The sequence below is a fragment of the Mesorhizobium sp. M7A.F.Ca.CA.004.04.2.1 genome, from assembly GCF_004022825.1.
GTDB lineage: Bacteria > Pseudomonadota > Alphaproteobacteria > Rhizobiales > Rhizobiaceae > Mesorhizobium.
Genome location: NZ_RZPH01000073.1, coordinates 1 through 11,329 on the forward strand (window position 1 = coordinate 1; position 11,329 = coordinate 11,329).

Consider the following 11,329-nt stretch of genomic DNA (forward strand, 5'->3'; position numbering starts at 1 on the left):
ATCTGGAACAGCGTGACATAATCATTGGCAGCACTTGCAAACGACAGGCGTCCGAGGCGAAAGCCGCTTTCGCCGCCATCATAGGCGTGACGACCACCCATCAGGCACGAGACCCCCTCGCCCGTATTGGACAGCGTGTTACGGCCGGAGCCGATCGGCTTGCGGTGCATGGCAAACGGCATCGTGTCGAGGTCGCCTGCCTGCCACGCACCCTTGTGGAATTCGGCATCGCCGATGACGCTGTGCCAGGCCTCGATTTCGTTCTGCCACTCGACCGCCTTGTCGGCATCGCGGGTCGCGGTCACTTTGACATGGCCGTTGACGCGGTAATATTCGGGATGAGCCGGCCGGCAGTGATAGCATTCGAGAAAGTTCTCGAGCACCAGCTTCCAGTTCGCCTTGGTCAGATAATTCTTGCGGGCGACGATGCGTGCACGGTCGAGGCCGTTTTCGCGCAAGCCGCCCGTCAGCCCGTCCGCGACAGGCTGGATGTCGGGCAGCGAACTGGCATCGAGGCCACAGAAGACGAGGCCGCCGAAACTCTTGCAGGGCACGCGGTGCAGTCCCAGCGCTTCCGGATCGACGCTTGCCGGCAGATCCTGCCGCGACTGCAGTTCGCCGGTCAGCCTGAACGACCAGGCATGATAGGGGCAGACCAGAAGCTTGCCGCGACCATCCTTGGCGCAGAGCCGCGAGCCGCGATGGGTGCAGACATTGTAGTAGGCCGCGATGTCGTCCTCGGCGTCGCCGAAGCGCACGACGATGATCTCCTCGTCGAACAGCTGGCGCACGATGTAGCGGCCCTTTTCGGGAACCTCGCTGGCATGGGCGACAAGCATCCATTGGCGCGGAAACCACAAGTCCCGTTCCAGCGCGAAGATCGCCGGGTCGGCATAAAAGGCCTGTTCCAGCGACCAGTCCGGACGTTGCCGGTCGATCAGCCTGACGGTCTCGCTTCTGTCGATAGGCTGGCTGTTCGGTGTGTAGGCCTGCACGGCAAACACCTTTCTGCTCGCTGGCGTTAGAATGATGTTTCGATAGAGTGTGCGATGCGGAAAGGCTTGCAGCAAATACAGATATGATAGACCTTCATATCGAAAAGGCATGAATGTAGGTCCGGACCGTGAAAACCCTCAAAACATCGCTTCCCCTGCTGAACGCCATGGTCGTCTTCGAGGCTGCCGCCAGGCATGGCGGGCTGACACTGGCCGCGCAGGAGCTCAACATCGCACAATCGGCGGTCAGCAGGCATGTCGCCAATCTCGAGCGCCAGCTGTCGGTCGAGCTGTTCACGCGCAGAGGCAACCGCGTCGCCGTCACCGGGGCCGGCAACACGCTGGCCGAAGCGATCCGCGAGGGTCTCGGCACCATCAGGCAAGCGGTCGAGGATTTGACCGCGCACGACAGCGATACATTCATGGTCGGCTGCAGCCACGACTTCGCGCAGGCATGGCTGATGCCGCGCTTCGGCCTCATCACATCGCAGGTTGCCGATGGCCGGGTGCTGCTGCAGACATCCACCGATTACAGGGATTTCGATCAGCCTGAAGTGGCATTGTCGATCCGTTTCGGCGAAGCCGGGCAATGGCCCGAATTCGTGACCGAAAAACTGCTCGACGGTGAATGGTTCCCGGTCTGCGCGCCGGCGTTCCTGGCGCGTTATCCGGCGCTCGCCTCGGAAGACCCCGAGGCTTTCATGGCGGTGCCGCTGCTGCATCAGGTGACGCCGCCCGGCGCGATCGACAGTTGGCAATCATGGATCGGAACCGACCGGAAACTCGACGGACCTCGGTTCACCAGCTACATGTCGATGATCCACGAAACCATCGCCGGGCGCGGCGCGGCACTCGCCTGGGCGGGATTTGCCGATGAGCATCTGCGCCGCGGCCAGCTCGTCCGGCTGACGAAAACCTCGCGTCGCCACGCCGGCTCCTTCCACATCGTCATGAGGAAGAATGCCGGCCCGGTGGTCAGGGCGGTGGCGCAGGCGCTGCTGGCCAGCGTCGGCGACAGCTAACAGATCAGGCCTCGCGACCAAACCGCGACGCTTCATGACGCGCGCCCCAGGCCGGCATGGCGGCCTCGATCTCGGCCTCCGACTTGAAGGCATCGGAGGCGTAGCGATCGACACGGAACCGCTCGGCGGAAACGACCGGGGTGTGCCCGAGGACCAGTTCGCAGGATAGCCGGCCAAGACCCGGTCCATGGGTGACGCCGCTCTCATTGTCGCCGCCGACGACCACGACATTGTCGCTGCCGGGCACCTTGCCGACGACAAGGCCGTTGTCGGGCGTGTAGCACGGCACGCCTTGCGCCCAGCTCGCGATCGTCGAACCGCGCAGCGGCGGGAACACAGTCTGCAACTCGGCAAGCTCCTGCTCGGAGGTCTCCCGCATCAGCTCGATATTGTGCGGCTGGCCAGGTTCGATCTCGTTGTCGTCGGTCTTGTAGAGAGGTTTGTAATGCCGGCCGGTTCCCCACATGACGGCGCCGAATGTTTCGCGCAGCCACAGCCGCAATTCGCGGCATTGGACCGTGGGAATGGTCGACGGCAGCCCACGATCGTCGGTGACGATGCGCGTTGCGACGACGCGCAGCAGCGGCAACTTCCAGCCGAGGCCTGATATGACCTGGTTGTTCCAGGCGCCGGCGGCAACGATCACGCCGTCAGCCTCAAGGCTGCCCTGATCGGTCTCGATGGTCACCCGGTCACCGGCATCATGGACGGCCGTTACGCGTGTGCCGCTGCGAAAAACACCGCCGAGCTCGCTGATCTGGCCGGTCAGTACCCCCATCGCCAGCTTGGTGTCGAGCTGGATGCCATGCGGATTGTAGGCGGCCGAATGGACCCGCGCCGGATCGATGAGGCCCTGCATCTTCTGGCCGATCTGCGCGGCGTTCAAATCCTGCATTTCCGGCGGGGCATAGGGTGAGTCCAGCACCGGTCGGACGAAACGCTCGCGCCCATCCTCGGTCAGCGCCATGATCAAGGTGCCGTTTGGCCGATAACCGATCTCGACGCCGACCTCGTGCAGCCTGCGATAGAAATCGAGGCCATATTGCTGCAGTTGAAGGCCTTCTTCACCGAGCGGGATCATGCCGGCGGACCAATGGGAGACGAAGCCCGCGCCGGCGCTGGTGGTCGCGGCACCCGGCTGACCCGCATCGATGACCGTCACCCGGCGCACGCCGGACCGCAGCAAATGGAAAGCCGCGCTGCAGCCGATAATACCGCCGCCGATCACGGCGATATGCCTGCTATCGCTCCCGCCATGGCTTCCGTTTGAGCTCATCTTTGTTCTCCCTTTTGCCGATGGCCCGGTCGGAGCGACATGCAGCGACGGCGACCATACAGGCCCGTTCGGAGCTGTCTAGACACATGTGTCTGTGGCCTGATACTTGATGCGCACTGCATCTGGATCACACATCCGGAACGCCGCTTGATCTGGCCTTCCGTTGTTGGTGTTGCCGAGAGAGCGAGGAAAAAAGTGAGCGTTTCGACTGCCGCCAAGGCCATTTTCGACAGTGAAATCATATGGGACGCGCATTCCGGCTTCATGCCGGATCCGGCTGCGGACCTGAACAATCTGCAGATCTGGCGCGACGCCGGCATCGACTATCTGTCAATCGATGTCGGCTTCGACCTGTTGCCCTGGGAGCAGACAGTGCGGACGCTCGCAAATTTCCGTCACTGGATCCTTGCCAATCCCGAGCACTACACGCTGGTCTCCTCCGTCGCGGAAATCCGCAAGGCCAAGCTCGAGGGCAAACTGGCGATCACCTTCGACATTGAGGGCATGAACGCGCTCGACGGCCGCATCGAAATGGTCGAGTTCTATCACCATCTGGGTGTGCGCCAGATCCTGTTCGCCTACAACAGGAACAACCTCGCCGGCGGCGGTTGCCACGATGTCGAGACCAGCCTGACGGCATTCGGCCGCGAGGTCATCGACGAGATGAACCGTCTCGGCATGTTCGTCGACGTCACCCACACCGGCTACCGCACCTCGATGGAGGTGATGGAATACTCGAACCGCCCTGTCATCTTCTCGCACTCCAACGCCAAGGCCCTGTGCGGCCATGGCCGCAACATCACCGACGAGCAGATAAAGGCCTGCGCGCGCACCGGCGGCATCGTCGCGATTGTCGGGCTCAATCGTTTCCTGGGAGAAGGGCGGACGGACTCGGACAGGCTGGCTGACCACATCGAATATCTCGTCGACCTGGCTGGCCCAAATCATGTCGGCATCGGACTGGACTACGCCTTTCCGGTTGATGTCAAAGGCATCGACCGCATCATTTCCGACAATCCGCAATTCTGGCCCAAGAGCGAATATCCGGAAGGGGCGACGACCTACGCGGCTCCCGGCCAGATGCGCGAACTGACCGATGTGCTTCTGCGCCGCGGCCAGTCCGAGCAGACCGTGCGCAACGTCCTGGGCGGCAATTTCGTGCGCCTGGCGGCCGAAATCTGGAAGTGAAGGTAGCGGAGAGCGCGTCTCCGCTCCAGCTCTTGATCCAGGCCCCACCGAATAGCGGGCCAGGCCGCACCGTGTGCGCGATCACATTTCGCGCTTAGCCGCTTGCCCATGCCGACGTAGCGGCGGGGTCGGATCGGATATCGAGATTTCCCGCAAGATCGTCCGTCTCCAAGATTCGGACATGCCGGCAAAATTTTCGCTAGACATAGATGTCTATTATTAGCAGTTTTAGCTGACAGACACATTCGGCCCGGCTTGGAGAATGGCCAACGGCTGGAAAGCAAAACAACGAAAACAGCAGAGGGGTAGAGCATGTCCATTCTAGCCGACACCAGGGTTTCGCGCCGCAGCCTGCTCGCCGGAGCCGGCGCTTTCGGCCTCGCCTCAATGGTCAATCCAAAAGTTTCCTGGTCGAGCGACGGGCCGATCCTCAAGGTGCGATCCTACGCCGACATCCAGACGCTCGACCCTTGCTTCCGGCTGGCGGCGCCTGAAGGCGACATCACCAGCGTCATCTTCGCCGGCCTCGTCGTCACCACGCCGGGCGATAGCTGGGGCTGGCGGCCGATGGCGGCGGAAACGATCAAGCAGCTCGACCCGCTGACCGTCGCCTTCCAGCTGCGCGACAATATCGGTTTCACAGACGGCTACGGCCAGATGACGGCGGAAGACGTCAAGTTTTCGATCGAACGCATCGCCGACCCCGCCAACAAAAGCCCCTATTCCGGCGACTGGGCAACGCTCAAGGAAGTCGAGGTCAAGGACAAGCTGTCGGGGCTGATCCACCTGAAGCAGGCCTTCGCGCCGCTGTGGACGTCGACCTTGCCGACGCCGTCCGGCACCATCCTGTCGAAGCGCGCCATCACCGAGCTCGGCGGCAAGATGGGCGTCAAGCCGGTGGCCCAGTCGGGCCCCTACATCCTGAAGGAATGGCTGCCCAAGCAGCGCACGGTGCTGGTGCGCAATCCCGACTGGAAGTACGAGCAGGGCGCCTTCGCGGAAATCCACATCCATCCGATCGAGGATGAGAAGACCGCCGAACTTGGCTATGAGGCCGGCGACCTCGACTACACCTGGACCGCGGTCTCCTCGATCTCGCGGCTGAAGCAGACACCGCCGCCAAAGACGACCGTCGTCGAGAAGCCTTCGCTGGCCTTTGTCTGGCTCGGCATGAACCAGGATGTCGCTCCCTTCAACAATCCGAACATGCGCCGCGCGGTTCAGTACGCCGTGGACCGCAAGGCGGTGGTCGACGCTGCCTATTTCGGTGCGGCCGCCACGGCCACCGGCATCATCGCGCCCGGTCTGCCTGGCCATCGCGAGAAGAACCTCTTCGATTTCGATCCGGACCGCGCCCGCGACATGATCGCCAAGGAGGGGCTGGCCGGCACCACGATCACGCTCGACATCCTCAACAAGACCGAGCGGCTGACCGCGGCGCAGGTCGTGCAGTCGAACCTGCAGGATGTCGGTCTCACTGTGGAGATCAAGCAGAACGACAGCGGCACCTTCTGGACGCTTGGCGCCAAGGAAGGCGACTACTACAAGAAGCTGCAGATGATCATCAGCCGCTTCTCCATGCAGCCGGACCCGAGCTGGGCCACCGCCTGGTTCACCCGCGACCAGATCGGCGTCTGGAACTGGGAGCGTTTTTCCAGCGAGGAATTCGACAAGCTCAACGCCGAGGGCATGGTCGAGCTCGACCCGGCAAAGCGCGATGTCATCTACAAGAAGCTTCAGGACCTGATGGAGGAGAACGGCAACTACATTTTCCTGACGCATGAGGTCACCGGCATCATGAATCGAGACACGCTTGTGGCCGGCCTGAAGCCGAACGGCGAACCCGTGTTCACCGACTTCAAACCGGCATGATATCGGCGGGCGGGGCTCGCCCCGGCCAAAGACCATCCGACAGGTACCGAAAATGATCCGCTACGCCCTCAAGCGTCTGTGGCTTGGCGCCATCATCATCAGCGTCGCCATGATGATGATGTTCGCCATGGTCTACCTCATTCCCGGAGACCCGGCCTCCGTCGCGCTGGGGCCACGCGCGACGCCGGAGATGAAGGAGGCGCTGCGCGAGCGTATGGGCTTGGATCAACCTGTCTGGCGGCAATTCGTGAACTTCTACGGCTCTGCCTTGCATGGCGATCTCGGCACCGAGGTTCTGTCGAACCGGCCGGTCCTGGACGTGGTGATGGAACAGCTTCCGTTCACGCTGGCGCTGGTGGTCGGCGGCATCACGTGGTCGGTGGCGCTGGGCATCCCGCTTGGCTGCATCGCGGCGGTGCGGCGCGGCGGCTTTGTCGATCAGGTGATCGGGGTGCTGTCGGTGGCGATGATCGCCGTGCCATCCTTCGTCGTCGCCATCTATTCGCTGCTGGTGTTTGCGGTCGCCCTGCAATGGCTGCCGGCGATCGGCGCCGGCGAACCGGGCGACCTCGCCAGCCGGCTTCAGCACCTCATCCTGCCGTCTCTAGCGGTCGGCCTTGGCTGGATCGGCTACATCTCGCGCATGGTGCGCGCCTCGATGCTGGAGACACTGGAGGCCAGCCATATCCGCACGGCGCGCGCCTTCGGCCTGACCGAGCACCGGATCGTCTACACCTACGCGCTGCGTATCGCCGTGCTGCCGACGATCACCTTGCTCGGCGTCGGCATCGGCCACATGCTGTCGTCTTCCGTTTTCGCCGAAATCGTCTTCGCCCGCCCCGGCATCGGCAAGCTGGTCTATGAGGCGATCTCGGTGCGCAACTACCCCATCGTCTCCGGAGCCGTGCTGGTCACCACGGTCTTCTTCGTCCTCGTCAACGTAGCGGCCGACATTCTGGTCGGCCTATTGGATCCCCGTGTCAGATCAAGTTTCAACTGAGCTGCCGTCCCGCAGCTTCCGTCTCGGCATGATATGGCGCACCGTGCGCCGCATCATGCGCGAGCCGCTGGGCGCCATCGGCCTGACGCTGGTGACGGTCGTGGTGCTGTCAGCGGTCTTCGCCAGCCTCCTGACCAGCTATGCGCCGAGCAAGATATCGCCGGCCGAACGCTTCGCTTCGCCGAGCCTGCTGCATCTGCTCGGCACCGACCATCTCGGCCGCGATCTTCTCACCCGGGTGCTCTATGGCGGGCGCGTCGCGCTTTTGATCGCGCTGGGCGCGACAGCGGTGTCGCTGGTTGTCGGCGTCGTGCTGGGGCTGATCGCAGGCTATGGGCCGCGCTGGCTCGACAATGTGCTGCTGCTGATCTTCGACGCGGTGAAGAGCTTTCCCACCGTTATGCTGGCGCTGACGCTGGTCACCCTGTTCGGCCCCTCGCTCTACGCGGTGGTGCTGGTGGTGATGCTGGTCAATGTGCCGGGTTATGCCCGCATCATCAGAACCCAGACGCTGGTGCTCAAATCAGCCGAACATGTCATGGCGGCGCGCTCGATGGGCGCCAGTGCGGGCCGCATCCTGCGCGTCCATATCCTGCCCAACATCATCGGCCCGATCCTGATCTTGATATCGATGGACATTCCCGTGGTGGTGGCGATCGAGGCCGGCATGAGCTTTCTCGGGCTCGGCGTGCGGCCGCCGACGCCGAGCTGGGGCGCGATCCTCAATGACGGCTTCGCCAACATTCGCGATTCCTACTGGATCGTGATTGCCGGCGGCCTGCCGATCGTGCTGACGACACTCGGTTTCACCTTCTTCGGCGAGACGCTGCGCGACCTCTTCGATCCCAGGCTGAAGGGACGCTCATGACGGTTCTCGAGGTCAAGAATCTGAGCGTCGCCTTCCACACCGAGAGTGGGCGATTGGAGGCGCTGAAGCAGGTGAGCTTTTCCGTGCCGGCCAACCGCAGCGTCGGCGTGGTCGGCGAATCCGGCTGCGGGAAATCGACGCTCATCAACGCCATTCTCGGCCTGCTCGCCGACAATGGTGAAATCACATCGGGCGAGATCATCTTCGAGGGCGACAAGGACCTTGCCCGGCTCGACCCCACCGCGATGCGCGGCTTGCGCGGTCTCAGGATCGCCACCGTGTTCCAGGATCCGATGGGCGCGCTCAACCCGGTGCTGTCGGTGGGGCGCCAGATGCGCGACATCCAGTATCGCTCGAACCTGTCGAAGCGGGACAAGGATGCGCGCTCGGTCGCCATGCTGCGCAAGGTTCGCATTCCCGATCCGGAAAGCCGGCTGACGCAGTTTCCGCACGAGTTCTCCGGCGGCATGAAGCAGCGCATCGCCATCGCCATGGCGCTGATGATGGAACCGGCGCTGCTGATCGCCGACGAGCCGACGACTGCGCTCGATGCGACGCTGGAGGTGGCCACTATCGAACTGCTCAAGGATCTGCAGCGCGACATCGGCTGCTCGGTGCTGTTCATCTCGCATCATCTGGGCGTGATTGCCGAACTCTGCGACGAGATGATCGTGATGTATGCCGGTGAGGTGGTGGAGAGCGGCACGACTCGCGAGATCTTCCACGATGCGCGCCATCCCTACACGCAGAAGCTTTTGGCCTGTGATCCCGCGCGGCTGTCGCAGCGGGTTGCCCGCCTGCCGACCATCGCCGGGACCTTGCCGGATCTGCGCCGCCGACCAAGCGGCTGCGTCTTCCAGCCGCGCTGCGATCGCGCCGACGCCCAATGCCTGACGACGCCTCCCAGCGCAATCCTCGGTGGGTCTCACATCGCCCGCTGCTGGCATGCGGACATTCCCTTGGGAGCGATGAACGCATGAGTTCCGACGACCTGCTCCGTGTCAGCGATCTGCGTGTCTCGTTCCGGGTTGGCGGCCTGTCCGCCAGACTTGCCGGGCGAGCCACCGAGATCGAAGCGGTGTCCGGTGTCAGCTTCACGCTTCAACGAGGCAGCACCTTCGCATTGGTCGGCGAATCCGGCTCGGGCAAGACGACGCTGGCGCGCACGCTCAACGGTCTTCAGCCGGTGAAAGCGGGCACGATCCTGTTTGAAGGGCAGGAACTGCAAGGCCTGTCCAACGCCGCCATGAAACCGGTGCGGCGGCGCATGCCGATGATGTTCCAGGATCCGGTCGGATCGTTGTCGCCGCGGCTCAGCGTGCGGTCGCTGCTGTCGGAGCCTTTCGTCATCCACGGACTGTCGGATCGCGATCTCAACGCCGAAGTCACACGACTTCTTGCACTGGTCGGGCTGCCGCGCGATTTCGCCGACCGCTACCCGCACCAGCTTTCCGGCGGCCAGGCGCGCCGCGTCGGTGTGGCGCGGGCGATCGCGCTGGACCCGGTGCTGGTCGTCGCCGACGAGCCGACAGCCGGCCTCGACGTCTCGGTGCAGGGAGAGGTGCTGAACCTGCTCAACGACCTGCGTGACCGCATGGGCCTGTCGATGCTGATCATCACCCACAATCTGCATGTCGTGCGCCAGATCGCCGACCGCATGGCGGTGATGTATCTCGGACGCTTCATCGAACAGGGCGAAACCGAAGCGATCTTCCGCGCGCCGCATCATCCCTATACGGCGGCCCTTCTCTCGGCCAATCCAGAGCCCGATCCCGACAGGGTGCATCAGCGTATCACGCTGCCGGCTGACGTTCCGTCCTTGTTGGCGCGCCCTTCAGGCTGCGAATTTCACACACGCTGTCCGCAGGCCCAGGGCCGCTGCACGGTGGATGTCCCCGTCCCGGTCGCAGTTGGCGACAGCCGTCTGACCTGCCATTTCCCGCTGAACACATAAGGATCGCCACCGGCGCAAGTGTCGGCCGGGCGTTGAGAGGAGCCGCCATGCAAGATATCCGCGTCGTCACCGATTTCCCGCGCAAAGTCCGCGAGATCGAGAATTTGTGGATTCCGATGCCGGACGGCGTCAAGCTGGCCGCACGCATCTGGTTGCCGGAAGACGCGGAGGCCGATCCGGTGCCGGCGATCCTGGAATATCTGCCATATCGCAAGCGTGACGGAACGGTGGAGCGCGATGCGCTGACGCATCCCTATTTCGCCGGTCACGGCTATGCCGGCGTGCGGGTCGATATGCGCGGCTCGGGCGACAGCGAGGGGCTGTGCAAGGGTGAGTATCTGAAGCAGGAGCAGGATGACTGCCTGGCGGTCATCGAATGGCTGGCCCGGCAATCTTGGTGCTCGGGTAGTGTCGGCATGATCGGCATCAGCTGGGGCGGCTTCAACGGGCTGCAGGTCGCCGCCCGCCGCCCGCCGGCGCTGAAAGCCGTCGTCTCGCTGTGCTCGACCGACGACCGCTATAATGATGACGTGCATTATCTCGGCGGCGCGATGATGTGCGACAATCTGATGTGGGGAACCACCGCTTGGGCCATCGCCATGACGCCACCGGATCCGCTTGTTGTCGGCGACCGCTGGCGCGAGCTTTGGGAGCAACGGCTGAACGGCAACGGCATCTGGATGCAGGACTGGTTCGAACACCAGCGCCGCGACGATTTCTACAAGCACGGTTCGATCTGCGAGGATTATTCCGATGTCGAGATCCCGGTCTATGCCGTCGGCGGCTGGGCCGACGGCTATCCCAATCCGATCTTCCGGATGCTGGAAAAACTGAGCGGTCCTCGCAAGGGCCTGATCGGACCCTGGGGCCACAAATATCCGCACTTCGCCATGCCCGGACCGCGTATCGGCTTCCTGCAGGAGTGCCTGCGCTGGTGGGATCAATATCTCAAGGGCATCGACACCGGCATTGCCGACGAGCCGATGCTGCGCGCCTGGATTCAGGATCCCGCACGGCCGGCGGCGATCTATGACGAGCGGCCCGGCCGCTGGGTGGCGGAACCGGCGTGGCCGGGACCCGGCGTCGGCGAAAAGGTGCTGAACCTTGCGCCGCATGTGCTGAGCGAAGCCAAGGGCGCAAACGCGATCCTGGAG

10 protein-coding genes are annotated in these 11,329 nt (G+C 63.5%); 8 read left to right on the forward strand and 2 right to left on the reverse strand.

All coding sequences use genetic code 11. From position 1 onward, the window contains the following. Positions 1-995: aromatic ring-hydroxylating dioxygenase subunit alpha (locus EN893_RS05570; RefSeq protein WP_164900726.1), on the reverse strand; the 995-nt coding region annotated here is incomplete at its 3' end. Between the two features lie 128 nt (positions 996-1,123). Between EN893_RS05570 and EN893_RS05575 the strand changes: the two genes are divergently transcribed. After that, the gene (locus EN893_RS05575; RefSeq protein WP_127270114.1) at positions 1,124-2,017 is read left to right on the forward strand and encodes a LysR family transcriptional regulator; all 894 of its coding nucleotides are present in this window, start codon (positions 1,124-1,126) and stop codon (positions 2,015-2,017) included. Positions 2,018-2,021: 4 nt separating this feature from the next. Here EN893_RS05575 and EN893_RS05580 read toward each other — a convergent pair whose 3' ends face one another. Then, positions 2,022-3,293: an FAD-binding oxidoreductase gene (locus EN893_RS05580; RefSeq protein ID WP_128361441.1), complete on the reverse strand. Its 1,272-nt coding sequence runs from the start codon at positions 3,291-3,293 to the stop codon at positions 2,022-2,024. Between the two features lie 195 nt (positions 3,294-3,488). On the opposite strand from EN893_RS05580, the gene EN893_RS05585 reads away from it, so the two are divergent. The 7 genes from EN893_RS05585 to EN893_RS05615 form a co-directional block, all read left to right on the forward strand. Beyond that, entirely contained in the window at positions 3,489-4,481 is a 993-nt protein-coding gene (locus EN893_RS05585) for a membrane dipeptidase (protein ID WP_127269817.1), read from the forward strand. Positions 4,482-4,793: 312 nt separating this feature from the next. Further along, entirely contained in the window at positions 4,794-6,353 is a 1,560-nt protein-coding gene (locus tag EN893_RS05590; protein ID WP_127270115.1) for an ABC transporter substrate-binding protein, read from the forward strand. A 52-nt stretch (positions 6,354-6,405) separates the two neighbouring features. Further along, positions 6,406-7,353, forward strand: a complete 948-nt coding sequence (locus EN893_RS05595; protein ID WP_127268564.1) for an ABC transporter permease — start codon at positions 6,406-6,408, stop codon at positions 7,351-7,353. Between the two features lie 28 nt (positions 7,354-7,381). Then, positions 7,382-8,221, forward strand: coding sequence for an ABC transporter permease (locus tag EN893_RS05600; protein WP_127268563.1), 840 nt, complete (start codon positions 7,382-7,384; stop codon positions 8,219-8,221). After that, positions 8,218-9,201: an ABC transporter ATP-binding protein gene (locus EN893_RS05605; protein WP_127268562.1), complete on the forward strand. Its 984-nt coding sequence runs from the start codon at positions 8,218-8,220 to the stop codon at positions 9,199-9,201. The genes EN893_RS05600 and EN893_RS05605 overlap by 4 nt, the downstream gene beginning before the upstream one ends. Then, on the forward strand, positions 9,198-10,175 hold the full coding sequence (locus EN893_RS05610) for an ABC transporter ATP-binding protein (RefSeq protein ID WP_127268561.1): 978 nt from the start codon (positions 9,198-9,200) through the stop codon (positions 10,173-10,175). Before EN893_RS05605 ends, EN893_RS05610 begins: the two co-directional genes overlap by 4 nt. A gap of 47 nt (positions 10,176-10,222) precedes the next feature. Continuing rightward, the coding region (locus EN893_RS05615; protein ID WP_128361442.1) for a CocE/NonD family hydrolase at positions 10,223-11,329 on the forward strand (1,107 nt) is incomplete at its 3' end.